This window comes from Amycolatopsis roodepoortensis, from assembly GCF_014873915.1.
Lineage (GTDB): Bacteria > Actinomycetota > Actinomycetes > Mycobacteriales > Pseudonocardiaceae > Amycolatopsis > Amycolatopsis roodepoortensis.
The window spans coordinates 1366831-1391356 of sequence record NZ_JADBEJ010000004.1 but is presented as its reverse complement, the minus strand read 5'-3'; the positions used below and the strand labels follow the sequence as shown (position 1 = coordinate 1391356).

The window sequence follows — 24526 nt, the reverse complement described above, 5'->3', positions numbered from 1 at the left end:
GAACCTACAGGCGCCGCCGGCCCGTGCTGAACGTGAGAGGGACTTACATGTCCGACGCGACGACGGCTGCGGGGCAGTCCGGCGAGACCGCGACGCTGCGCCTGCCCAACGGCGAGCACGAGTTCAAGGTGATCCACCCGGTCGAGGGCGCGCCTGGGATCGAGCTGGGGAAGCTGCTGGCGACGACCGGGTACATCACCCACGACCCTGGGTTCGTGAACACCGGTGCCGCGTCCTCGGCCATCACCTACATCGACGGTGACGCCGGCATCCTGCGCTACCGCGGGTACCCGATCGAGCAGCTGGCCGAGAAGTCGACCTTCATCGAGGTCTCGTACCTGCTCATCTACGGCGAGCTGCCCACGCAGGCTCAGCTGGAGGAGTTCACCGGGAAGATCCAGCGGCACACCCTGCTGCACGAGGACCTCAAGGCCTTCTTCAGCGGCTTCCCGCGCGACGCGCACCCGATGCCGGTGCTCTCCAGCGCCGTATCCGCGCTGTCGACCTTCTACCAGGACTCGCTCAACCCGTTCGACGAAGCGAACGTGGAGCTGTCCACCATCCGCCTGCTGGCCAAGGTCCCGACCCTGGCCGCGTACGCGTACAAGAAGTCCGTCGGCCAGCCGCTGCTGTACCCGGACAACTCGCTCGGCCTGGTCGAGAACTTCCTGCGGATGACCTTCGGCTTCCCTGCCGAGCCCTACGAGGTCGACCCGGACGTCGCCAAGGCGCTCGACCTGCTGTTCATCCTGCACGCCGACCACGAGCAGAACTGCTCGACCTCGACCGTGCGGCTCGTCGGCTCCTCCGAGGCGAACCTGTTCGCCTCGATCTCGGCCGGGATCAACGCGCTGTTCGGCCCGCTGCACGGTGGCGCCAACAGCGCGGTCCTGGACATGCTCGAGGGCATCCAGGCCGAGGGCGGCGACGTCGCGAACTTCGTCACCCGCGTGAAGAACAAGGAAAAGGGTGTCCGCCTGATGGGCTTCGGGCACCGGGTCTACAAGAACTACGACCCGCGCGCCAAGATCATCAAGAACACCGCGGACGAGATCCTCTCCAAGCTCAAGGGCGGCGACCAGCTGCTCGACATCGCGAAGAAGCTGGAAGAGACCGCGCTTTCGGACGACTACTTCATCGAGCGGAAGCTGTACCCGAACGTCGACTTCTACACCGGTCTGATCTACCGGGCGCTCGGCTTCCCGACGAAGTACTTCACCGTGCTGTTCGCGCTCGGCCGCCTGCCGGGCTGGATCGCGCACTGGCGCGAGATGATCCAGGACCCGGCCACCAAGATCGGCCGCCCGCGGCAGATCTACACCGGCTACGCGTCGCGGGACTACGCGCCCATCTCGGAGCGCTGATCCTCCCTCCCGCAAGTGTCATGAAAGGGCCGTTCCTGACGTTTTCCGTCGGGAACGGCCCTTTCATGACATCCGGGCGTGCGGAGGCACGAGAGCACGCTTAGGGTTTCGGGAGTGACCAGAGAAGCCCCGGTAGTGCTGTGGTTCCGCCGCGACCTCCGCCTCGGCGACCACGCCGCCCTGCTGGAGGCTTCGAAGCACAGCAAGCACGTCCTCGCGTTGTACGTCCTCGACGACGCACTCCTCAAACCCTCCGGTGCCCCGCGCGTCGCGTTCCTGCACGGCTGCCTTAAGGCGCTGGACGATCAGCTCGGCGGACGGTTGATGCTCGTCAAGGGCGACCCGGCCACGGAGGTCGTCAAGGCCGCTCGCGAGGTCGGCGCCGCGACGGTGCACGTCAGCGCGGACACCGGCCCGTACGGCCGCCGCCGCGACGACGAGGTCAAGAAGGCGTTGGCGGAGCACGACATCGCCTGGGCCGAGACGGGTTCTCCGTACGCGATCACGCCCGGCCGGGTGACCAAACCCGACGGCGACCCCTATCGCGTCTTCACGCCGTTCTACCGCGCGTGGGTGCGCCATGGCTGGCCGCGGCCGGCGGACACCGGGAAGTCCATTGTGGACTGGGTGGAGCCGCCGCGATCCGTCAAGCTCCCGAAATCCCCTTCGCTCAAGGGAATGGAGCTGCCGGAGCCGGGCGAGCGGGCGGCGCTCGAACGCTGGCACGAGTTCCTGGACGACGGCCTCGAAACCTACGACGAAGATCGCGACCGGCCCGATCGTCCCGGCACGACAAGGCTTTCGCCGTATCTGCGCTGGGGTTGCGTCCACCCCCGCACCCTGCTGGCCGACCTCGCCGGGAACGAGGAATCCGGCGCCAAGGCGCTGCGCGGCGAGCTCGCCTGGCGCGAGTTCCACGCCGACGTGCTGTGGCACCGGCCCGAAACCGCGCGGAAGAACTACGATTCCCGGTTCGACGCCATGGAACACGAGAGCGACGACGAGGCTTTCCGGCGGTGGTGCGAGGGACGCACCGGGTTCCCGATCGTCGACGCCGGGATGCGCCAGTTGCTCGCCGAGGGCTGGATGCACAACCGTGTCCGCATGATCGTGGCGAGTTTCCTGGTCAAGGACCTGCATCTGCCGTGGTGGCTCGGCGCGCGGCATTTCATGAAGCATCTGGTCGACGGCGATCTCGCGTCGAACCAGCTGAACTGGCAGTGGGTCGCGGGCAGCGGCACCGACGCCGCACCGTACTTCCGGGTCTTCAACCCGACCACGCAGGGGGAGAAGTTCGACCCCGCCGGCGACTACGTCCGTCGTTACGTTCCCGAACTCCGGTCTGTGCAGGGTAAAGCCGTGCACAGACCGGAGAACGTCGAGGGCTACCCCGCGCCCATGGTCGACCACGCCCACGAACGTCAGGTCGCCCTCGAGCGCTACGGCGCCATCAAAGGAACCTGAACGCGCGTGAAGGCCCCCTTCCCTCGGCTCAGCCGAGGGAAGGGGGCCTTCACGCGCGAACGGGTCAGCCGCGCAGGGCTTCCGAAAGCTTGATCCGGCTGCCGACCCGCAGCACGCTGTTCTGGTAGATCCGCGCGCCCAGCCAGGTGAACAGGGCGATGGCGGCCACGGTCAGGCCCAGCGACGCCACGATCTCCCACGTCTCGACCGTCCCGGCGGCGATCCGCGCGGGCATCAGCACCGGGGAAAGCAGCGGCACCAGGGAGAGCACCTTCGTACCCGTGCCCTCCGGCGACTGGGCCAGCAGGTTGAACCCGACGACGAAGCCGAGGATCAGCACGATGTTGACCGGGCCGATCACGGACTGGGTGTCCTCCTGCCGGGAGACCAGCGAACCCATCGCGCCGTAGATGGTGGCGTACAACAGGAACCCGAGCAGGTACCACACGACACCCCACAGCAGGGCGCCCGTCGCGACTCCGGACAGCGTCAGCACGTTGGTCGCCGAAGCGACTATCAACCCGGCACCGCCGATGATCACCAGCTGCGTGAGGCCGACCAGGCCGAGCCCGATCACCTTGCCCAGCAACAGATGCCACGGCCGGACCGTGGACAGCAGGATCTCCACCACCCGGCTGGACTTCTCCTCGACCACGCCCTGCGCGACCAGCGTCCCGTAGGTCACGATGCTCATGTACAGCAGCACCGCCACGATCAGCCCGATCACCGTCCGCTGTGCCTTCTCGGGATCCGGCGGTTTGATCGAGTCGACCTCGACCTGGGTCTGGTGGACCGTGCGCATCACCTCGTCCGGCGACTTCTGTGCCTCGGACAGGATGCCGTTCAGCACTTCCTGCTGGGACACGCCGTTCAGCAGGGAACGCAGCTTCGTGTCCAATTCGGACTTGACGAGCACCTTCAGCTCGGTGGCGTTGCCGGACAGCAGCGCGTCCAGATCACCGTTCTCGACCTGCGCCCGGCCCTGCGCCGGATCGGCGACGGTGACGGTCTCGATCTTTTCGCCGATGGCTTCGCCCGCGGTCTTGAGCTGCTGCGCGATCCCGGCGGTCTGGCCGGTGAGCCCGACCTTGCTCTTGTCCTCGTTGCTGATCAGCGTGGACTGCAGAAGGACGTACCCCATCAGCATGACCAGCAGTACGGCGGTGCCGATCACGAAGGACCTGGTGCGCAGCCGGGTGTTCAGCTCGCGTTTGGCGATCAGCCAGACCGCGCGCCATGAGGAAACGGTGTTCATGCGGAAACTCCCTGTGCCGCCGGCTTCTCGGCGACCGCGTCGCGGAAGAGCTCGGTCAGCGAACGCCTGCGTTTGGTGAACTCGGTGACCGGGCCGGTGGCCAGTGCCGCGGCGAGCACGGCCTGGTCGTCGGCTCCGGCCTCGAGTTCGAGGATCGTCGTCCCGCCGTTCTGCTCGACCGCCCGGACACCGGGAACGGCCGAAGCCCAGCCGGGCGAGGCGGCGGGCGCGGTGACGACGAGACCGTTGCCCGCGCCGGCGGTCAGCTCCGAGACGGTACCGGAGGCGACCATCCGTCCACTTCGGATGATGCCGACGCGGTCGCACAGCCGCTCGACCAGATCCAGCTGGTGACTGGAGAACACGACCGGCACCCCGGTCGCGGCCTTCTCGCGCAGCACACCGCTCATCACGTCCACGGCCAGCGGGTCGAGGCCGGAGAACGGCTCGTCCAGCACCAGCACCTTCGGGTCGTGCACCAGCGCCGCGGCGAGCTGCACACGCTGCTGGTTGCCGAGGCTCAGCTTCTGGACCTCGTCCTTGCGCCGTTCGGTCAGCCCGAGGCGGGCGATCCAGTTCTCGGCGCTGCGGTGGGCGTCGTTGGCCGACATCCCGTGCAGTTCGGCGAGGTAGACCAGCTGTTCCAGCACCTTCATCTTCGGGTACAGCCCGCGTTCCTCCGGCATGTACCCGATGTGGGTGCGGGTCTCGTGGGTGATCGGGGCGCCGTCGTAGCGCACCTGGCCGGAGTCGGCCGCGAGCACCCCGAGCACGATCCGCATCGTGGTGGTCTTGCCCGCGCCGTTGCTGCCGACGAACCCGAACAGCTCACCGGGCTGGACCTCGAAGCTCACCTCGTCCAGCGCGACCTTCGCGCCGTACCGCTTGGAGATCCGATCGATCTCCAGCTTCCCCTCGCTCATTTCCACTTCCCCTCTTCGAAATACCGCACCAGCGCCGTGAATCCCCGATGGACGCCGGAAACCGTGCGGTTGCGCTGGATCAGCCCGTCCAGCTTGACGTTGCTCACCACCGAAGTGGCCCGGTACACCAGGGCCGCCCGGCCCGCGCCGGCGAGGACCCCACCCGCCACCAGCACGACGGCGACCACGCCGATGGACAACCTGTACCGTTTCTTGTCCCCGGTCATACCGGAGGCACCCCCTCGAAGTCGGTGTAGTCCTCGGGGTCGTCGTCCGGCAGCGACCAGCCCAGGATGACGCCGGCGAGCGTGGTCCCGGTGACCAGCAGCGCGCAGGCCATCATCGCGCCGCGGACGCCGCCGTCCTCGGTGTCGGCGATGATCAGGCTGTAGAACACCGCCACCATCATCAGCACGACAAGGATCTGGTAGCTGACGAAGGTCACGCGGTGGCGCCATTCCCGTTCGCGTTCGTCGAGCCGGAGCGAGAACCCTCCGCTCATCTTGCCGGTGAGGATCCGCAGCAGGTAATGGGCACCGCCGGCGATGACGCAGCCGCCGAACCAGCACACGACGAACACCGTCGATGGCCCCGAATGGAACAGGGCGGCGCCGGCGATCAGGATCAGATCGCCGAGGACCACCAGCACGCTCAACGTCCGCCGTCGCTTCCTCGTGCGCCAGGCCGGAAGCCTCAGCGCTCGCTTGCGTTCCAGTTCGTCCAGCCGTTCCTGCTGGCGCTCCCAGTACGCCGCGAGCCGGCCTCGCCCTTCACTCATGCTCCCCCCTCCCGGTAGACCTGAGTGGACAGTGGCGTGAACGGTTCGCGGCTGAACACGGCCTCGACCGGGAGGTCGAACACCGCGCAGATGCGGAACGCCAGGTCCAGACTCGGATAGTGGTCCCCCCGTTCGAGCGCGCCGATGGTCTGCGGGTTGACCTCGACGGCCGCCGCGAGGGCGGCCCTGCTCAGTCCGCGCTCGGCCCGGAGCACGGGAAGCCGGTTGTAGATCGGCAGCTCTTTGCCGCGTCTTACCGGGCTCATGGAACATACTGTTGCAAAAACCCAACGACACGTCAAGCTGAGGGCATCACTCGCCGCATTTAGAGGACTAAATGCGGGAGGTCAGGCGAGTCCGGCGAGCGATTTGTCGACAAGTTCCTGGACGCGGCCGCGGGCGGCCTCGGCGTCCGGGATGACCAGGCCGAGCCGGGTGCGGCGCTCCAGGACATCCTCGACGTCGAGCGCGCCCTCGTGCCGCACGGCCCAGACGACCTCCGCCGCGCTGATCTCGGCGCCGTCGAACAGCGGCAGGCCCAGTTCCGGATCGACCTCGCCGAGGGCCGCGACCCGCGGCGCCTCGGTGCCGTACTTCGCGACCAGCCGTGGCGACGCGTCCACAGTGGACAAACGGTGGCGTGGTGTCGCGCCGAGCAGCGGGAGCCGGGACGTGGTCGATGGCCCGGCGAGGAGCCCGGACCGTTTCAGCGCCGCGTCGACGGCGTCCTCGGCCATCTTCCGGTACGTCGTCAGCTTGCCGCCCACGACGGTGAGCACGCCGTCGGCGCCGGTCACCACCGCGTGTTTACGCGAGAGATCCGCGCTGCGTCCGCCGCCCTCGACCAGCGGCCGCAGCCCGGCGAACGAACCCGCGACGTCGTCTCGCGTCAGCGGGCGGGTGAACGCCGTCGACGCCACTTCGAGCAGGAAGTCCACATCGGACTCCGGCACGGACGGCACGCGCGGGACCGGGCCGTCGGTCGGCTCGTCGGTGACGCCGACGAACACCCGGCCGTCCGGTTGCGGCAGCAGGAACACGAAGCGGTTGTTCTCGCCGGGCACGGGCACGTTGACCGACGTCGCGCCGATCGGCGCCGCTCCGGCGGCCAGGATGAGATGCGAACCGCGGGAAGGCCGCAGCCGCACCGATTCCGCCAGTTCACCCGCCCAGACGCCCGTCGCGTTGATCACCTGCCGGGCGTGGATCTCGATCTCCTGCCCGGTGAGCCTGTCCCTGGCCAGGACCGATTCCGCGTCGAGCCGGAGCGCTTCGACCTTCGTCAGGATCTTCGCGCCGCGCGCCGCCGCCGTGCGTGCCAGGTTCACGACCAGGCGCGCGTCGTCGGTCAGTGCGCCGTCGTAGGCCAGCAGCGCTCCGCGCAGGCCCTGCGGGGACAGGCCGGGTGCGAGCGCCAGCGCTTCCGCGGCCGGGATCGACCTCGGCCGAGGCAGCACCGACGCCGGGGTGCCCGCCGCGCGGCGGAGGCCGTCGCCGGCGAGGAGGCCGGTCATGATGAACGCCTGCTGGCCGCGGGAGGTCTTGCGGTACAAGGGGAACAGCTGCGGGAGCGCCCTGGTGAGATGCGGGGCCGTGCGGGTCATGAGGATGCCGCGTTCGACGGCGCTTTCGTGCGCCAGCGCCAGATCGCCTTTGGCCAGGTACCGGAGGCCGCCGTGGACGAGCTTGCTGGACCAGCGTGACGTCCCGTACGCCAGGTCGTACGCCTCGATCAGGGCCACCGAGAGCCCGCGCGCGGCCGCGTCCAGCGCGATCCCGGCGCCGGTGACACCGCCGCCGGCCACCACCAGATCGACCCGCTCACCGTCGGCCAGTGCCGTGAGTTCCCGGTCGCGCCGCAGAGCGTTGAGCGAGCCCGGCGTCACGGCCGCAACGCCGCGTCGAGTACGTGGGCGAATTCCGCCATCAGCTCCTTCTCGTTCACGTCCGTGGTGGCGGGGCGGTAGGAGAACGCGAAGGACTGGATGAGCAGCAGCAGGGTGCGCGCCTGCGAAGGCAGGTCGCCCTCGCGGATCGAGCCGTCTTCGTGGCCGGACTTCAGCAGGTGCAGGATCACGCCTTCGGCGAACCGCTGCGTCTTCCCGAACCGCTCGACGATGTAGGGCAGGACTAGTTCGGAGTCGAGGTCCAGCAGGGTGCGGAACAACGGGTCGCCCGACAGTGCGGCGACGGCGGCGGACGAACTCTGGACGAGCTTTTCGCGGAAGTTGGCGGGCTCGACGTCCGGCTCGGCGGCACCCTGCAACAGGCCGCCGAATTCACGGGTCATGAGGGTCGCGAGCACGCTGCGCACATCCGGGAACCGGCGGTAGACGGTCATCCGGCTGACCTTCGCGGTCCGGGCGATCTCGGCGAGGGTGGTCCGCCTCACGCCGACCGCGAGCACGCACTTCTTCGCGGCGTCGAGCAGAACGTCGTCGGACACACGCGTCGAGGCCTGGCGGGATCGGGTGTCCGCCAGTGCCGAAACGCCTGTTTCCGCAGGTGAGTGACGTTTTACGTCCATATGTAACACTGTAGTCGTGACGGAGCTTATTGACCACCGGTTAAGACGATCCTGGACGCCCGAAGGCGGTGACGCGGCCCACCTTCCGGCGAAGGCCTTGAGGTGGCTCGTCCAGCGTATCGGTCCGCTGGGCTCCGCGGCCCCCCTCGCGCCCGATTCGGCCCTGTCCGTTCCCGATTCGGCGCTGAGCGAACAGCCGAAACGAGACCTCGAAGCACTCGTCGGCGCCGAGCATGTCCTGCTGTCGCCGGGGGAGCGGCTCGCCAGGGCGGGCGGTCTGTCCTATCTGGACCTGGTACGGCGGCGCGGGTTCGGTGATTTTCCGGTGCCGGACGCCGTCGTCCTGCCGGAGAATCCCGCCGAAGTCCAGTCGCTGTTGGAGATCTGTGCCCGGCACGACGTCGGCGTCGTCCCGTTCGGCGGCGGGACTTCGGTGGTCGGCGGGGTCGCGGCGCTGCGCGGGGACAAGAGCGCGGTGATCGCGCTCGACCTCACCCGGCTCGGTGACCTCGTCTCCGTCGACCCGGTGTCCCGGATCGCGGTCCTGCAGGCGGGCCTCACCGGTCCGGAGGCGGACCGGCTGCTCGCCGAGCACGGCTTCACCCTCGGTCACGTGCCCCAGTCCTACGAACGGGCCACCATCGGCGGTTTCGCCGCGACCCGGTCCGCCGGTCAGGCGTCGTCGGGCTACGGACGCTTCGAGGACATGGTCAAGGGTGTCCAGCTCGCGACTCCGCGCGGGGAATGGAAACTCGGCGTCGCGCCGGCGTCCGCCGCGGGACCCGACCTGAGGCAGCTGGCCATCGGCAGCGAAGGCGCGCTCGGGGTGATCACCGAGGTCGCCCTCCGCGTCCGCCCGGTGCCGGAAGTGCGCCGTTACGAGGGTTATGTCCTGGATGGCTGGGAGAAGGGCACCGACGCGGTCCGCGAACTCGCCCAGCGGCACGTGCTCGCGGACGTCACCCGACTGTCCGATGTGGACGAGAGCGAGGTTTCGCTCGCGCTCAACGACAGTCTGAAGACCAAGGCGCTGCGCCGGTATCTCGAGGCGCGCGGTGTCCACGCGCCTTGCCTGCTGATCGTCGGCTGGGAAGGCGCGTCGAAGCGCGAAGTCGCCCGGCGCCGCCGAGAGACCACCGGCGTGCTGAAGGAGTTCGGTGCCGTCCGCATCGGCGCCACGCTCGGCGAATCCTGGCGCCGTGGCCGGTTCTCCGGCCCTCGGCAGCGGGATGCCCTGATGGACAACGGTGTCTGCGTCGAAACCCTCGAAACCGCCACATACTGGGCGGAACTGAGCGACCTGCGCGACGCGGTCCGCGCCGCGCTCACCGCGACGCTCGGCAACGCCATCATCATGTGTCACGTCTCGCACGCGTACGAAACGGGCGCGTCGCTGTACTTCACCGTGCTCACCGCGCGCGACGAGGCCGACCCGGTCGGCCAATGGCAGCGGGCGAAGGCGGCGGCCTCGGAGGCGATCACCGGGATCGGCACGATCTCGCATCACCATGCCGTCGGCGTCGACCACGCGCGCTATCTGGCGGCGGAGATCGGTTCGCTCGGGGTCGACGTGTTGCGAGCGGCGAAGAAGGCCGTCGACCCGGCCGGGATCCTCAATCCCGGGAAGCTTCTCTGACCAGCGTCCCGGCCTCGACCAGCGTGCAGTCCAGACCGTGTGTTTCGGCGGGGATCCCTTCCAGCGCCGCGGCCCGGCGCTGTTCGAGGTCGGCGACGCGGATATGCCTGCCGTCCACCAGGATCGGCAGGCGGATGTCCGCGGCGCCGACGTACGCCACGACGTCGTCGAGCACGGTGCCGTCGTCGAGGGTGATGGCCGGGGCGGTCAGCCGCACCAGGTTGTAACGCTGTCCTTTGCCCTCGCAGCGATCGAGGACGGCGAGCTGCTCCGGCGTCGCGAACCAGACGGAGTGCTCCTCGACGACGCCGGGTGCGGCGGCGAGTGTGGCGGGCCGTTGCCCGTCCCGGAACCGCAGACCGGACGCCCAGACCGCGGCGAGGTCGGCGCAGCGCGCGTGACAGACGACGACCGGGCCGGTCAGGCCCATGTGCTCCCGCAGCCAGGTGATCTTGGACGGGCACGCGTTCGAGCCGTAGGCCAGCACGGCCTGACGTTCGCGCCAGCCCTCCGGCGCGGTGTCGAGGCTGTGCCCGGCGCCGTCGAAGTGGACGAACGAATGCCCCGGTCGCGCTCCCGGATACGGATCGGCGGGGAAATCGGCGTCGGTGAAGAGTTTCACCAGGTCACCACGCTGCGGAGCACGTCGCCGTGATGCATGCGCTCGAAGGCCTGCTCGACACCGTCGAGGGCGATCCGCTCGGTGACGAACTTGTCGAGCGGGAGCCTGCCCTGGAGATAGAGGTCGATCAGCATCGGGAAATCGCGCGAGGGCAGGCAATCGCCGTACCACGACGACTTGAGCGAGCCGCCGCGCGAGAAGAAGTCGATCAGCGGCAGATCCAGCCGCATGTCCGGGGTCGGGACGCCGACGAGCACGACCGTGCCCGCCAGATCCCGGCCGTAGAACGCCTGCCGCCATGTCTCGGGCCTGCCGACCGCGTCGATCACGACGTCCGCGCCGAACGAATCGGTGAACTCCCGGATCGCCTCGACGACCTGGTCTTCGCTCAGCCCCTTGCTGTTCAGGGTGTGCGTGGCGCCGAAGTCCTTGGCCCAGGCGAGCTTCCGGTCATCGGTGTCGACGGCGACGATGGTCTTCGCGCCGGCCAGGTTGGCCCCGGCGATCGCGGCGTCGCCGACGCCACCGCAGCCGATGACCGCGACGGAATCGCCGCGGCTCACCGCGCCGGTGTTCAGCGCCGCGCCGAGACCGGCCATCACCCCGCAGCCGAGCAGCCCGGCGACGGCCGGTTCGGCGGCGGGGTCGACCTTCGTGCATTGTCCACTGTGGACGAGCGTCTTCTCGAGGAACGCCCCGACGCCGAGCGCCGGTGACAGGGCGGTGCCGTCGGCCAGGGTCATCGGCCGCGCGGCGTTGAACGTCGAGAAGCAGTACCAGGGCTTGCCCCGGCGGCAGGCCCGGCAGGTGCCGCAGACCGCGCGCCAGTTCAGGATCACGTAGTCGCCCGGTTCGAGGCCGGTGACGCCGTCGCCGACGGCCTCCACGAATCCCGCGGCCTCGTGGCCGAGCAGGAACGGGAATTCGTCGTTGATCCCGCCCTCGCGGTAGTGCAGGTCGGTATGGCAGACGCCGCACGCCTTGACCGAGACGACGGCCTCGCCGGGCCCGGGGTCGGGCACCGTCACGGGCTCCAGCGAGACCGGTTCACCCTTGGCGCGGGAAACGACGCCCTGGACCTCGTACGGCATGCGCACCTCCGAGTCGACGAACTCCGAGCTTGCCACGGGGGCGGCCCGGATCGCGACATCCGCTCGGGTGCGGTATCGGTTCAGTGTCCAGGCGTGATGATGTACGCGATCCCGCCGGGGCCACTGGAAACGCCGCCATTCGTGTTGTACCGCTTGGTGCGCTGCCAGATCGTTTCGAACTGGTGTCGTTTGTAGACGTTTCGGACCCGGTCGTTGCTGTTGGCGGCCGGGTCGTTCGCGATCACGTCACCGTCCTTCGTGAAGCCGACGACGACCATGATGTGCCCGGCGGTGCCGTAGCCCGCGCCGTCGAGCTCCTCGGCCTTGAACGACTGCGACGTGATCACCGGGATACCGCGCGCGATGTAGTTCTCGAGTTCGTTCAAGGAGTGCAAACGGGTGATGTGCCCACGCAGTCCGAGTGAAGCGGCGTACGCGGTGTTGAACGGCCAGTTGCCTGTCCCGTCGTAGGCGTAGTCGAACGTGTGGCGGGCGGCGTACGCGACGGTCGGGTCGACGTAACCCTCCGGGATCCACTTCATGTCCTCGGGCTTGGGCCGTTTGCCCCAGTACTCGACGACCATTTCGGTGGAGGTGGGGCTGCACCAGTTCTCGCCGCCCCCGCCGTACTCCGGGAACTGTCCTTTGTGGAGGTTCTGCGCGTAGGCGGGCACCTTGAGCTCGATGCCGGTGGCGCGGCCCGGTTTCGTCGCCTTGACCTCGAAGCGGTCCGGGACCAGCGACGTCATCGCGCCGACCGACGTCACCGACGGCGTGGCGCGGGATCCGGCCTCGCGGTACAGGCTGACGCGCAGCCGGTACGAGCGCAGCGCGACTCCGGCCTTCATGACCAGCGTGTCGACGTCGACCGCGGCGTTGGCGTCGCTCTGGCCGTCGACGCTGGTGCGCTTGATGTCGGCGTCCCCGCTCGCCCACCGGCCCATGACGTACCAAGACGTCTCTGTGCCCGTGGCGGTGCGGCCCTTGGCCTCGACCTTGATCCACGTCTTGGCCGGCGTCTTCGCGTTCCACGAGGCGACCAGCTGGGAGGCGTCGAAGCCCTGCGTGTGGCTCCCCGACGTCCACTGGCCGTATTCGTAGGTCTTCGTGGTGCCGAGCGTGGGTTCGGTGTGCTCGACCGTGCCGATCGGGCGGTCGATGCGCAGCGCGCCGTGGTCGAGGCCGAGCCCTTCGAGCCTGCCGTCACGGAAACCGTGGTGACCGGACCAGTCGTGGAAGTCGATCGACTCGTCGTCCGGGCGGCCGGGACCGGCCTCCGCCGTCTGTGCCGTCACCGCGGTCATCGTCGCGATCGTCAACAGCGTGACCAGCCCTCGTATCCGCATCCGGCGCTCCATCCCTCGTGTCCACCCAGTAGGGAAGGGATTTTCGCGGGTCGCGCGAGGTATGTAAACAGTTCGCCGTTCAATCACGCGAGTTACGCCCCCGATCACGCGAGTCGCGTCTCTGGCCCTGAGCCGACGGCCGACTCGTGTGATCAGACGGCGAACTCGCGTGTTTGGAGGCGTAACTCGCGTGATTGGAGGTGTAACTCAGGCCAGCGGGTTCGGCAGCAGGAGTTCCGTGTTCTGGTCCTGGGCGGTGCCGACGGCGGAAAGCGAGGCGTGGATGTCGTTGTACGAGAACTCCCGGTACAGCGACGCAAGCGCTTGCGTCGAGGTGTCGGTGTACGACGCCTCGTAGGGGGCTTCCGCCTCGATCAGGGTCGTGAACAGCGACAACGTGCCGTCGGCGTTGTCGGCGACCTCGATGATCCGCGCGTGCTGCGGGAAGTCGATATGCGAAGCGGTGTTGATCTCCCAGAAGCTCTGCTTCGCCGTCTTGCCGGTGTGCGGGGTGATCTTGTTGTGGTGCGTGTGCCCGTTGACCCACGCCAGCACGTTCGGGAACCGGTGCAGAAGCGAGACGAAGGTGTCGCCGTTGAGCCGGATCTCGAGCGGATGCCGCGCGTCCGGCAGCACGTTGCCCATGGTGTCGCTGGTGTGGTGGCTGAACAGGATGAACAGCTCGTCCGTCACGTTCTGCGTGACCTTGCGCCCGAAGAAGTCGTAGTACGTCGAGCTGTTGCGCTTGAGCGTGTTCTCCACCCAGGTGAACTGCCCGAGCCCGATCGATCCGTCGGCCAGCCCGGCCATCGTCGTGGTGTCGAGGCTGATGCCGGTGATCTCCGGCGCGATGCGGAAGGTGTAGTACACGTTCCGCCCGTCGGCGTTGTTCTCGCTGAACCCGTGGCCGACCGGGCCGGGCCCGGTGTTGGCGGAGTCGAGGTGGTGGCGCACGAACTCCGCGGTGCTGAACGGCCGCCGTCGCTCGTCCGGGGTGATCTCGCGGATCGTGCCCGAACCGCCGAACAGCTCCGTGACCGGGACGCCGGAGCCGGACCCGATCGCCTTGGCGAGCTTCCGCGACGTCGTCTCGTCCTTGCCGATCACCTTGAACCGGCCGGTGTACCAGCCGTCCATGCCCGGGAAGTCCGGCACGGTGCCGACGATGCTGTCGTCGTGGTTGCCGAAGGTGCAGAACCACGGGACGTCGAGGCCGGGCGAGGTGAAGGTGTTCGAGGCGGCGTCGAGCAGGCCGGGCAGCTGAGGGAAGCCCTTCTTCGTGTACGCGTCGTCCAGCGTCTTGCCGGGGTTCCAGTAGTGCGAGGACCCGGACGTCTGGACGCCTTCGTGCACGTCCGGGTCGCCCGAGGTGGGGTTCACCGTGTCGCCGTTGAGCACCTTGAGGAACCATTCGAGCTCGATGAGCTCGTGGTTGTCGGTGTTGTCGCCGGTGGTGACCATGAAGTCGATCGGCCGTCCGGTGAACGGGCCGGCCTTCAGGTTGTTCACCCGCTCCACCAGCGCCGTCGTCGCGACGGGGCCGAGGGTTTCCTGCGGCCGGTGCGCCGAGCCGACGAACGGGTGCAGGTACTCGAACCGCGCCGGGCTTTCGGCGTCGGTGAAGTGCAGGTCGGTGAACTGCGCGAAGGAGGCCATCGCGCGGCGCCGGTCGTCGCGGCCGGCCTTCGGCGCGGCCAGATCGCCGCGGACGACGAGCGGCCAGCCGGGGCCCGCGGTCAGCCGCGTGTAGCCGGGGCCGCTGGTCCGCGGGGCCGCCGCGGCTTCGAGGGTGGTCCCCGCGGTGCGCACCGCGCGGGTCGTGGTGCGCGCCAGTGCCCGGTCGAGCGCGTTGGCGGTCGGCGTGCACAGCAGCAGGCCGACACCGGCGGCGCCTGCCGCGGTGAAGGTGCGCCTCGAGATGACGGACATGGCGGTGCCCCCAGTCGTCGCGGATGGATGTCGCGGAAGGACGATGCCGCAAGACGTTAGCCGTGAGGTGAACGCCAGAAAAGGGTAATGCGAAAATTTGTCACGTTTGGCGGAATACCAAAGAAGCCAAGCGGGCTGGTTACGCTGGCCGCTTGGCGAGCGTGGGAGGTGGCCAGGTGGGTGCTTCGGCTTGGTCGGTCCGCGGCCGGTTCGAGGGCGATCCGGAAGCGGCGCTGGACGCGATGAAGGCGCGTGTCTTCGAGGAGGGCGACTACCTCTGGGAGGAGGACGAACTCGGCCGCCCGGACTCGATCGACGAGCTGTACGAGGTGGAGAGCGTCCAGGAGTCCGGGACGCATTCCGTGCTCGACGTCCACGAGTTCATCAGCGCCACGGGCGAGGACGACTTCGGCACGATCCGGCCCCTGACCGACGCCGAGCTCGTGGCCGCCTTCGGCACCGAGGAGCCGTCCGTCGCCGACTTCGACGAACTCGACAAAGCGGGGCGGCTGCCGTACGAGCGCCGCCCGCGCTGGAGCGCGAACTGCGCGCTGCTGTACGAGAACGACGTCGCGGTGGAGCTGGCGATCTGGGGTGTCTCGGGGGACTAGGGCCAGGTCGCGAGCGCCTGAGGGGTCGCCGAAGGTGAGGGGTGTGTGGAAATAGGGACGTTGAGTGTCCCTATTTCCACACACCCTGTCGTGACTGGACGGGTCACGCGGAAAGGCGCCCCAGTTCGGCCTTGACGGCCTCGACGGCGGCCTTGGTCTCGGCCGCCGGGTCGGCCCCGTCGCGGGCGATCCTGCCCAGCGCGTCGACGAGTGCCGTGTTCGCCGTCGACGTCCACAGTGGACCGGCGGCGCGGCCGTTCTCCTTGACCAGCTTCGCGGCGTCGGCCGCCGCGGCGACCTTGCCGAGCACGCTCAGCCGTGCTGGCAGGTGGAACCCGAACCTGGTGGCGAACTCCTGCTGGAAGTCGACGCGCTCCAGCCACAGCCATTTGACGAAGTCCTTGGCGGCGTTGGGGTTCAGGCTTTTGGCATGCACCATCGCGCTCAGCCCGCTGACCGGGACGGACGGCGTGCCCGCCGCGTCGAGCCGGGGGAACGGCAGGATGCCGAAGTCGTCCTTCACCGTGTCCTGGATCTTCGGCAGGTTCCACAGCCAGGTCCACTGCATGGCGGTGAGCCCGTCGATGAAGGGGAGCGGATCCGCCCAGTCTGTCGAAGCGCCGAGCAGCAGTGAACTGTTGAGCTCGTGGAGTTTCGCGAACGCCGTGGCGGCACGCGGATCGTCGAAGCCCGCGGATTTGCCGTCCTTGACGTAGTCGAGCCCGGCCGACCACAGCAGCGGCCCGGCGAGCGCCGCCGCGCCCGCGTCGTCGCCGGCGAACAGGCCTTTGACGCCGTCCTTGGACAGCTTCTTCGCGGCGTCGACCAGTTCGTCCAGCGTCTGCGGCGGCTGGACACCGGCCTCCTGGAGAAAACTCTTGCGGTAGAAGAGGACCTGGGTGTCGAGTGCCTGCGGGATCCCGTAGATCTTGCCGTCGACCGTCTGCGCCGCCAGCACCGACGGGTTGAAATCCCCGCGTACGGGTCCGACGACGTCGTCCAGCGGGACGAGGAGGTTCTGCCGGACGCGGTCGACGGTGACCTGGCCTTCGAAGACGTCCGGGACCGGGCCTGCCTGCAGCGCGGCGTTCAGTTTCGTCTCGTAGTCGTCCGGATTCCACTGCACCGAGACCTTGGACTTCTGGTACGCCGCCGCATAGCGCGTGACGGCTTCTTGGACTCCGGCTTCGGGATACGGGTGGTACCACTGCGTGAGGTCGACCGGTTTCGGCTTCGGCCTGGTCACCCCGGCGGAGTAGGCCGTCGAAGGGGGCGGGTTTCCCGTTTGGACGGTGTTGGACCCGCAGGCAGAGAGCAGGGTCGTCCCCGCCAGCGCCAGGAACGTCCGCCTGTTTGTCTTACGCACCAACAAAACCCTTCGCCGAACGCAGTGAAGGCCATCTTCAGGGACCAGCGTCCCTCAAGATGGCCTTCACGGAAGGGCAGGCGCGCGGGAGATTAACCCGTTAGAGCTGACTGATGTCGAGTTTGCCTTCGGAGTGGAACGCGCGCAGCCGCTTCTTGTCGAACTTGCCGACACTGGTCTTCGGGACTTCGTCCACAAAGGTCCAATTCTCCGGCAGCTGCCACTTCGCGACCTTGTCCGACAAGAACTCGCGCAGTTCCTCGGCCGTGGCGCTCTGGCCCTCCTTGAGCACGACGGCGACCAGCGGGCGCTCGTCCCACTTCTCGTCGGGGATGCCGACCACGGCCGCTTCGGCCACCGCGGGATGCGCCATCACCTGGTTCTCCAGATCCACCGAGGAGATCCACTCGCCGCCGGACTTGATGACGTCCTTCGCGCGGTCGGTCAGCGTGAGATAGCCGTCCGGGCTGATCTTGCCGACGTCGCCGGTGCGCAGCCAGCCGTCGTGGAATTTCTCCGGGTCGGGCTCGTCACCGGTCGTGCCGCCGTAGTACGACGCCGCGATCCACGGGCCCTGCACCTCGAGCTCGCCGACGCTTTCGTTGTCCCACGGCAGTTCCTCGCCATTGTCGCCGATCAGCCTGGCGCTGACGGACGCCGGGAACCGGCCCTGGGTGTAGCGGTAATCCCAGGCCTGCTCACCGGTCGCGGCGGCGGGCGGACGCGCGACGCTGCCGAGCGGCGACGTCTCCGTCATGCCCCAGGCGTGCAGGATCGGCACGTCGTAGCGGTCCTCGAACGCGTGCATCAGTGACGGCGGCGCCGCGGATCCGCCGACGACGACCTCGCGCAGATGCGAGATGTCCTGCGGGTTCGCGTCGAGGTGGGAGAGCAGGCCCTGCCAGATCGTCGGGACGGCGCCGGCGAAGGTCGGCTTCTCGGCTTCGAGCATCTGGGCGATGGGCGCGGGCTGGAGGAAGCGGTCCGGCATGAGCAGCGAGGCGCCGACCATCATCGCCGCGTACGGCATGCCCCACGCCATCGCGTGGAACATCGGGACGATCGCGAGGGCCTTGTCGTGCTGGGCCAGCCGCATGCTGTCGGACATCGTGACCTGCATGGAGTGCAGCCAGATCGACCGGTGGGAGTACGCCACGCCCTTCGGGTCACCCGTGGTGCCCGAGGTGTAACACATCGCGGCGGCCGAGCGCTCGTCCACCTCGGGCCAGTCGAAGGTGTCCGGCTGGCCGGACAGCAGCTCGGCGTAGGAGTGCACCTGGACGCCTTCGGGCGCGGGCAGGGAGGAGGCGTCGCCGTTGGCCACGATGACGTGCCGCACGGTCTTCAGCTCGGGGAGCTGCTTGGCCAGCAGCGGGACCAGCGTGCCGTCGACGATGACGACCTGGTCCTCGGCGTGGTTGGCGACGAAGACGAGCTGCTCCGGGAACAGCCGGATGTTCAGCGTGTGCAGCACCGCGCCCATGGCCGGGATGGCCAGGTACGCGGCCATGTGCTCGGCGTTGTTCCACATGAAGGTGCCGACGCGCTGGTCTCCGGTGATACCGAGGCTCCGGAGGGCGTTGGCCAGGCGGGCGGCGTGCTTGCCGAGTTCGCCGAAGGTCTCGCGGCGGGCTTCTGAACCGGTCCAGGTGATGACTTCGCTCTCGGAGTGCACCTTGGTGCCGTGGCGGAGGAGCCTGCCCAGTGACAGCTGCCCGTCCTGCATCGTGCTCAACATCGCGTACTCCCGTGGTGCTCGTTCTCCGGTGAACTGGGGTTGCGGCCGACTCTAATCCGGGAGGGGTGAACCGGTCAGTAACATCGCAGGCAACCGTTCGGTCACAGTGTCGCGCTAACGGGTGGCCGCCGGTTCGGGTCAAGATCATCAATAATTCGTATTTTTCGCGCCATGAAACGAAAAATGGCTGACTGTGCGAAGTGATGACATCGCTCATAAGGGTGATGAACGCTGGCAAATCGCGCCCCGGACGGGGTGTTTCCGCAGGCTGGGGCGGGTTGCCCGCGGCGTGGTCGAGGGGTAATAAGTGCGTGTCGGTTTCACGGCCGAGGAACGGGTGGCGTTTACTGGAGCCGTGGTACAGAGACGGCTGGCCAGCGCTTGCTCTTGCAAGCATGGTTTAAAGGCCGTCGGCCGCGAAAGCGGAGACCTGAGATGAAAGGACTACTACGTTGGCTCTGCCCACGTTGACTCCGGAGCAGCGCGCCGATGCCCTCGCCAAGGCGGCTGAGGCTCGCAAAGCGCGCTCCGAGCTGCTTGCGTCGATCAAGTCCGGCAAGGAGAGCATCGACAAGGTGCTCAAGCAGGCCAAGGAGAACAAGACCATCGGCAAGACGAAGGTCACGCAGCTGCTGAAGGCCGTGCCCGGCCTGGGCGCGGTCAAGGTCGCCGCCCTGCTGGAGCAGGCCGGGATCGACCCGGACCGGCGTGCCGCCGGCCTGGGCGAGCGGCAGCGCGAGGCCCTTCTCGAGGCGCTGAAGTAACGCTTCCGCCCAGGTCACGGGCTGTCCGGGGGAAGGTGTTGCCTGAGAGGCTGTTGCCCGGGCAACACTTTCCCCTGGTCTCAGCCGGAGCCTGGGACGCTGGTGGGGTGACGACCAGTACCGCACCGGCGACCCCGGCAGACCTGGCCGCCCGCTACGAGCGGGGCGACTTCCTCCTGGCCACGGCACGGCACGCGCTCCTCGCGAGCGGCGTCGTGGCCACCGCGACCGACACCGAGCCGTCGCGGCTGTCCGGGATGCTCCCCGGGCTGTTCACCGACTCGGGTGCTTCGATCGCGGTCGGTGTGCTGCCCTTCGACACCAGCGACACCACGTCGACACCGGGGCATCTGGTGCTCCCGCGCGCGGTCCACCGCGCGTCGTCCGGCCACGCGGCCGTCCCGCCGCGGACCGCGCTCCCGCAGCCGGTCAAGGTCACCCCTGTGCCCGAACCGGAGGCCCATCTGGCCGCCGTCCGTGCTGCCGTCTCCGCGCTGAGCGACCGTGACCTGCGCAAGGTCGTCCTGGCCCGCGCGCTCGATCTCGACTTCGACGAGGCCGTCCCGGCCGCCGCGGTGGTCAGGAACCTCGCGAACGGCAACCCCAGGCACACCACCTACGCCGCGCAGCTGCCCGGCGGGCGCACGCTCGTCGGCGCCACTCCCGAACTCCTGCTCTCCCGCACCGGCGGCGCCGTCGTGTCCCGGCCGCATGCCGGGTCGATGCCCCGGTCCGCGGACCCGGCGATCGACAAGGCGAATGGTGAGGCGCTGCTGGCGTCCGAAAAGGACCACGTCGAGCACGCCGTCGTGGTCGAGTCCGTCGTCGAGATCCTGCGGCCGTTCTGCCGCAAGCTCGACGTCCGCGGCCCGGAACTCGTCTCGACGCCGGCGATCTGGCATCTCTCGACCACCGTCACGGGTGAGCTGATCGACGAGGACGTCACCGCGCTGGACCTCGCCGCCGCCCTGCATCCCACGCCGGCTGTCTGCGGCACGCCGACCGGCGCCGCGCGGTCGCTGGTCCAGGAGCTGGAGCCGTTCGATCGCGAGTACTACGCGGGCGCCGTCGGCTGGGTCGACGCGGCCGGGGACGGCGAATGGGCCGTCGGGATCCGGTGTGCGGAGATCGCCGACACCTCCATGCGGCTGTACGCCGGCGGCGGCATCGTGCCCGCCTCCGACCCGCGGACCGAACTCGACGAGACGTCGGCGAAGTTCCGCACCCTGCTCGCCGCGATGGGCCTGGAGATCTGACGCGAAACGCGGGAGGGTCAGAGGGCCGCGAAGGTTTCGGTGACCGAGATGTCGTCCGAGGTGATCAGCGCGACGGCGGCCCGGTAGCCCTCGGCCGCCTTCAGGTCCGCGAGGCGGGTCCGGGCCGGGTCGAGGGCCTGGTGGCTCGACCGCACCAGCCGCGCCTGCTCGTCGTAGCCGGAGAACGTGATGCTCTGCAGCGGGATCTTGAGGCCCTTCCCGGTGGCCTTCATGACGGCTTCCTTGCGCGTCCAGTAGGTGAAGAACGCCGTCGTGCGCTCGTCGTCCGACAGCCCGGCGATCGCGGCCAGCTCGGCGGGGGTCAGCGCGTACTCCATGAGCGAGTCCTCGGCGCGCCTGGTGGCCGTCTCGACGTCGAGACCGACCGGCGTCCCCGCGGTGGCCGCGACGCCGATGAGGTCGCCGGAATGCGAGATCGACAGCATCAGCGGCGCGCCGGGGACCCTGGGCCGTCCGTGCGGTTTGCCGCAGTCGTCGCAGGTCGCGTCGAAGCCCACGTCCTCGACGGCCATGCCGAGCCGCTCGGCGGCGACCGTCTTCGCCAGGACGCGGCCGGTCAGGAACCGGCGTTTGTCGATGTCCTGGCGGTAGTTCCCGTACCGGCCCTGCTCCAGCTCATCGAGCAGGGCCAGGAACCGGGGTTCGGCGGGCAGGGGCTCGGACCAGCGGACCGCGCATTCGATCACCCCTCCTTTTTACCCGATCCAGCACCGGATTACTCGGGTGTTCGTTGAGTAGCGTCTCTGCCCGATCCCGCACTGGCATCACTCGCGTTTTCGTCGAGCAGCGTCGCCTCGTCGAACGGCGATCGGCCGTTCAGCGTCCGGTCCAGCTGCTCGCGGTCGATCTCGTTGGTCCAGGTGCCGATCAGCACGGTCGCGACGGCGTTGCCCGCGAAGTTGGTCAGCGCGCGGGCCTCGGACATGAACCGGTCGATGCCGACGATGAACCCGACGCCGTCCACCAGCTCCGGCCGGTGCGAGGACAGCCCACCCGCCAGCGTCGCCAGCCCCGCGCCGGTGACCCCGGCCGCGCCCTTCGAGGCGATGATCATGAACACCAGCAAGGAGATCTGCTCGCCGATGCTCAGCGGTTTGTCGAGCGCGTCCGCGATGAAGATGGACGCCATCGTCAGGTAGATCGCCGTGCCGTCGAGGTTGAACGAGTATCCCGTCGGCACGGTGATGCCGACGACCGGTTTGGAGACGCCCGCGTGCTCCATCTTCGCGATCAGCCGCGGCAGCGCCGACTCCGAAGACGACGTGGAGAGGATCAGCAGGAACTCGCGGCCGAGATAGCGCAGCAGCTTCAGGATGTTGACCCTGGCGAGCAGGCCGAGGATCAGCCCGAGCACCACGAACACGAACAACGCGCAGGTGATGTAGAAGCCGAGCATGATCACCGCGAGACTCTGCAGCGCCTTCCAGCCGGTCTCGCCGACGACGGCGGCGATCGCGCCGAACGCGCCGACCGGGGCCGCCCACATGATCATCGCCAGGATCCGGAACACGAGTCGCTGGATGTGCTCGATACCGCGGCGGATCGGCTCGCCCTTCGTGCCCAGTTTCTGCAGCGCGAACCCGGCGAGCAGCGCGACCAGCAGCGTCTGCAGCACCTCGCCTTCGGTGAACGCCGAGACCAGCGTCTCCGGGATGATCCCGAGGAGGAAGTCGACGGTGCCCTCGCTCTTGGCGATCTGGTCCTGTCCCTTTTCGGCGATCTCGGGGGTCAGGTGCAGCCCGGTGCCGGGCTGGAGGATGTTGCCGACGACCAGGCCGATGACCAGCGCGACCGTCGACATGATCAGGAAGTAGCCGAGCGCGAGCCCGCCGACGCGGCCGACCTTCGCGGCCTTCGCCACCGAGCCGACGCCGAGCGCGATCGTGCAGAAGATGATCGGCGAGATCATCATCTTGATCAGGTTCACGAATCCGGTCCCGAGCGGCTTCAGTTCCTTGCCGACCTGGGGGAACAGGATGCCGACCGCGATGCCGAGCGCCACCGCCGCGATGACGGCGATGTACAGGTAATGGGTGCGATCCCGCTTCGCCACGGGTGCTTCCGTGCTCATGGGTGCCCTTCGACGGGATGGGGACAGGTCGCGAAAACTTATGACAACTCCTCGGCGAACGACAACCGAAGCGGTACGCTGGACTAAGCGAGCGCTTAGTCAGCGCTAGGTCACTGTCGAACAGGAGCGGGCTGACCATGGATTTCTCTCTGAGCGTCGAGGAACGCGAGGTGCGCGACTGGGTCCGCACGTTCGTCCAGCGCGACCTCATGCCGCGTGAGCAGGAGGTGCTGCGCCGCGAACGCGCCGGTCAGCCCGGCCTGACCGCCGACGAGCTGCGTGAACTGCAGCTGAAGGCCAAGGAATCCGGCTTCTGGGGGGTGCAGACGCCCGAGGAGTACGGCGGCATGGGCCTGTCCGCGGTGATGACCGCGCTGCTGGAGGCCGAGCTCGGCCGCACGTTCGTGCCGTTCCGCTTCGGCGGCAGCGCGGACAACATCCTGTACTACGCCAACGACGAGCAGAAGGAGCGCTACCTGCTCCCGACGATCTCCGGCGAACGCAAGTCGTGTTTCGCGATCACCGAACCCGGTGCGGGTTCGGACGCGAAGGCCATCCGGACCTCCGCCCGCAAGGACGGCACCGACTGGGTCATCAACGGCGAGAAGACCTTCATCACCGGTGGTAACGAGGCCGACTTCGTGATGGTCTTCGCGATCACCGACCCGGAGAAGGGCGCCAACGGCGGCGTCACCTGTTTCCTCGTCGACCGCGACGCCGGCTGGAAGTCCGAATACATCGACACCATGGGCGAATGGGGCCCGGCCGCGCTGGTCTTCGAGGACGTCCGCGTGCCGGAGACGCAGATCCTCGGCGAGCTCGGCCACGGTTTCGACCTGGCCATGCAGTGGATCGGCGCCGGCCGCTACCTGCTGCCCGCCCGCGCGATCGGCTCCTGTGAACGGCTGATCTCCATGGCCATCGAGCACGCGAACACGCGGGAGACGTTCGGGCAGAAGATCGCCGAGCGCCAGGCCATCCAGTGGATGATCGCGGATTCCGGCACCGAGCTGGAGGCCCTGCGCTGGCTGGTGCTGCACGCCGCCTGGCAGGTCGACCAGAAGCTGGACTCACGGCACGCGCAGTCGATGGCGAAGCTGTACGGCGGCGTGAAGGCGAACGAGATCGTCGACCGCGTCCTGCAGATCCACGGCGGGATGGGCTACACGCGGGAACTGCCGGTCGAGCGGTGGTACCGCGAACTGCGGCTGCTGCGGATCTACGAGGGCACCGACGAGATCCAGCGCCGGACCATCGCGCGCAACCTGCTCAAGGGGCACGTCAAGGTCGGCGGCACCTTGGGCTGAGGCTTGCCGGACATGCCGTGAAGGCCTCCTTCCCTACGCTCAAGGTAGGGAAGGAGGCCTTCACGGACTTCTCTAGTCTTCCTTCTGGTTCCGCATCGCGATCGGGACCCCGGCCAGGTCCTCCTCGTTGCAGAGAAGTTTCACGTCGTAATACGGTGAACCCTTGCGGTCGTCGTAGTCGAGATGGACGGCCAGCACGTCGACCGGTTCCCCGAGCCACTCCTGAGCCTGGCGTAGCCATGTCGCGCACCGTTCGAGGGCCGTCGGCAGGTCGTCGTCCCGGAATCCCACCGGGCGGTAGGGGACGTCCTGCACCTGATCACGGGGGTTCGAAGGTACCGGCAACGCCGGCGAGAGACCCGAGTCGTCCAGTTCGAGTTGGATCGTTTGCTCCTCAGTCACCCTTTGAGCGTCCCCCAGAGAAGCCGTCTGAGCAAGGCGTACCGGGTATGAGTCG

23 protein-coding genes are annotated in these 24526 nt (G+C 68.4%); 7 read left to right on the top strand and 16 right to left on the bottom strand.

Annotation, left to right across the window (positions count from 1 at the left end):
- Nucleotides 1–47: 47 nt before the first annotated feature.
- Entirely contained in the window at nt 48–1364 is a 1317-nt protein-coding gene (locus H4W30_RS17240) for a citrate synthase (protein WP_091598543.1), read from the top strand.
- A gap of 114 nt (nt 1365–1478) precedes the next feature.
- Entirely contained in the window at nt 1479–2828 is a 1350-nt protein-coding gene (locus H4W30_RS17235; protein WP_192743721.1) for a cryptochrome/photolyase family protein, read from the top strand.
- Between the two features lie 64 nt (nt 2829–2892).
- On the opposite strand, the gene H4W30_RS17230 is transcribed toward H4W30_RS17235, so the two are convergent.
- The 7 genes from H4W30_RS17230 to H4W30_RS17200 all read right to left on the bottom strand — a co-directional run bounded on the left by H4W30_RS17230 (nt 2893) and on the right by H4W30_RS17200 (nt 8230).
- On the bottom strand, nt 2893–4083 hold the full coding sequence (locus tag H4W30_RS17230; RefSeq protein ID WP_192743720.1) for an ABC transporter permease: 1191 nt from the start codon (nt 4081–4083) through the stop codon (nt 2893–2895).
- Nucleotides 4080–5006 (bottom strand): ABC transporter ATP-binding protein, encoded by a 927-nt coding sequence (locus tag H4W30_RS17225; protein ID WP_192743719.1) that lies wholly within the window; start codon nt 5004–5006, stop codon nt 4080–4082. The genes H4W30_RS17230 and H4W30_RS17225 overlap by 4 nt, the downstream gene beginning before the upstream one ends.
- On the bottom strand, nt 5003–5233 hold the full coding sequence (locus tag H4W30_RS17220; RefSeq protein ID WP_126730544.1) for a hypothetical protein: 231 nt from the start codon (nt 5231–5233) through the stop codon (nt 5003–5005). The genes H4W30_RS17225 and H4W30_RS17220 overlap by 4 nt, the downstream gene beginning before the upstream one ends.
- The gene (locus tag H4W30_RS17215; RefSeq protein ID WP_192743718.1) at nt 5230–5784 is read right to left on the bottom strand and encodes a hypothetical protein; all 555 of its coding nucleotides are present in this window, start codon (nt 5782–5784) and stop codon (nt 5230–5232) included. The genes H4W30_RS17220 and H4W30_RS17215 overlap by 4 nt, the downstream gene beginning before the upstream one ends.
- On the bottom strand, nt 5781–6050 hold the full coding sequence (locus H4W30_RS17210) for a helix-turn-helix transcriptional regulator (protein WP_126730549.1): 270 nt from the start codon (nt 6048–6050) through the stop codon (nt 5781–5783). Before H4W30_RS17210 ends, H4W30_RS17215 begins: the two co-directional genes overlap by 4 nt.
- A gap of 81 nt (nt 6051–6131) precedes the next feature.
- Entirely contained in the window at nt 6132–7670 is a 1539-nt protein-coding gene (locus H4W30_RS17205) for a glycerol-3-phosphate dehydrogenase/oxidase (protein ID WP_192743717.1), read from the bottom strand.
- Nucleotides 7667–8230 carry a TetR/AcrR family transcriptional regulator gene (locus H4W30_RS17200; protein WP_192744141.1) on the bottom strand — a complete coding sequence of 188 codons (564 nt, stop codon included), beginning with the start codon at nt 8228–8230 and terminating at the stop codon, nt 7667–7669. The genes H4W30_RS17205 and H4W30_RS17200 overlap by 4 nt, the downstream gene beginning before the upstream one ends.
- A gap of 97 nt (nt 8231–8327) precedes the next feature.
- Between H4W30_RS17200 and H4W30_RS17195 the strand changes: the two genes are divergently transcribed.
- A complete protein-coding gene (locus H4W30_RS17195) occupies nt 8328–9947 on the top strand; it encodes an FAD-binding oxidoreductase (protein WP_192743716.1) in 1620 nt (539 codons plus the stop codon).
- Here the strand turns inward: H4W30_RS17195 and H4W30_RS17190 are convergent.
- From H4W30_RS17190 to H4W30_RS17175, 4 genes are all read right to left on the bottom strand, one after another.
- Nucleotides 9925–10572 (bottom strand): gamma-glutamylcyclotransferase family protein, encoded by a 648-nt coding sequence (locus H4W30_RS17190; RefSeq protein WP_126730553.1) that lies wholly within the window; start codon nt 10570–10572, stop codon nt 9925–9927. The two genes, H4W30_RS17195 and H4W30_RS17190, sit on opposite strands and share 23 nt — an antisense overlap.
- The gene (locus H4W30_RS17185; RefSeq protein WP_126730554.1) at nt 10566–11660 is read right to left on the bottom strand and encodes an S-(hydroxymethyl)mycothiol dehydrogenase; all 1095 of its coding nucleotides are present in this window, start codon (nt 11658–11660) and stop codon (nt 10566–10568) included. The genes H4W30_RS17190 and H4W30_RS17185 overlap by 7 nt, the downstream gene beginning before the upstream one ends.
- An 80-nt stretch (nt 11661–11740) precedes the next feature.
- A complete protein-coding gene (locus H4W30_RS17180) occupies nt 11741–13006 on the bottom strand; it encodes a C39 family peptidase (protein ID WP_192743715.1) in 1266 nt (421 codons plus the stop codon).
- Between the two features lie 207 nt (nt 13007–13213).
- Complete coding sequence (locus H4W30_RS17175; RefSeq protein ID WP_192743714.1) at nt 13214–14935, bottom strand: TIGR03767 family metallophosphoesterase; 1722 nt, start codon at nt 14933–14935, stop codon at nt 13214–13216.
- A 176-nt stretch (nt 14936–15111) separates the two neighbouring features.
- Here H4W30_RS17175 and H4W30_RS17170 point away from each other — a divergent pair, with 176 nt between their 5' ends.
- The gene (locus H4W30_RS17170) at nt 15112–15546 is read left to right on the top strand and encodes a hypothetical protein (protein WP_192743713.1); all 435 of its coding nucleotides are present in this window, start codon (nt 15112–15114) and stop codon (nt 15544–15546) included.
- A 103-nt stretch (nt 15547–15649) separates the two neighbouring features.
- Here H4W30_RS17170 and H4W30_RS17165 read toward each other — a convergent pair whose 3' ends face one another.
- Together H4W30_RS17165 and H4W30_RS17160 are read right to left on the bottom strand one after the other, a co-directional pair.
- Nucleotides 15650–16912 carry an ABC transporter substrate-binding protein gene (locus tag H4W30_RS17165; protein WP_192743712.1) on the bottom strand — a complete coding sequence of 421 codons (1263 nt, stop codon included), beginning with the start codon at nt 16910–16912 and terminating at the stop codon, nt 15650–15652.
- 100 nt (nt 16913–17012) lie between these two features.
- The gene (locus H4W30_RS17160; RefSeq protein ID WP_192743711.1) at nt 17013–18650 is read right to left on the bottom strand and encodes a long-chain fatty acid--CoA ligase; all 1638 of its coding nucleotides are present in this window, start codon (nt 18648–18650) and stop codon (nt 17013–17015) included.
- A gap of 452 nt (nt 18651–19102) precedes the next feature.
- Between H4W30_RS17160 and mihF the strand changes: the two genes are divergently transcribed.
- A complete protein-coding gene (gene mihF / locus H4W30_RS17155; RefSeq protein ID WP_005155963.1) occupies nt 19103–19414 on the top strand; it encodes an integration host factor, actinobacterial type in 312 nt (103 codons plus the stop codon).
- Nucleotides 19415–19521: 107 nt separating this feature from the next.
- A complete protein-coding gene (locus tag H4W30_RS17150) occupies nt 19522–20670 on the top strand; it encodes an isochorismate synthase (RefSeq protein ID WP_192743710.1) in 1149 nt (382 codons plus the stop codon).
- A gap of 17 nt (nt 20671–20687) precedes the next feature.
- Here the strand turns inward: H4W30_RS17150 and H4W30_RS17145 are convergent, their stop codons facing one another.
- Both H4W30_RS17145 and H4W30_RS17140 read right to left on the bottom strand, forming a co-directional pair.
- Complete coding sequence (locus H4W30_RS17145) at nt 20688–21377, bottom strand: 4'-phosphopantetheinyl transferase family protein (RefSeq protein ID WP_192743709.1); 690 nt, start codon at nt 21375–21377, stop codon at nt 20688–20690.
- A 29-nt stretch (nt 21378–21406) separates the two neighbouring features.
- The gene (locus H4W30_RS17140) at nt 21407–22762 is read right to left on the bottom strand and encodes a cation:dicarboxylate symporter family transporter (RefSeq protein WP_192743708.1); all 1356 of its coding nucleotides are present in this window, start codon (nt 22760–22762) and stop codon (nt 21407–21409) included.
- Nucleotides 22763–22899: 137 nt separating this feature from the next.
- Here H4W30_RS17140 and H4W30_RS17135 point away from each other — a divergent pair, with 137 nt between their 5' ends.
- Complete coding sequence (locus H4W30_RS17135) at nt 22900–24069, top strand: acyl-CoA dehydrogenase family protein (RefSeq protein ID WP_192743707.1); 1170 nt, start codon at nt 22900–22902, stop codon at nt 24067–24069.
- 72 nt (nt 24070–24141) lie between these two features.
- Here the strand turns inward: H4W30_RS17135 and H4W30_RS17130 are convergent, their stop codons facing one another.
- Nucleotides 24142–24471 (bottom strand): hypothetical protein, encoded by a 330-nt coding sequence (locus H4W30_RS17130; RefSeq protein ID WP_126730571.1) that lies wholly within the window; start codon nt 24469–24471, stop codon nt 24142–24144.
- Between the last annotated feature and the right edge of the window lie 55 nt (nt 24472–24526).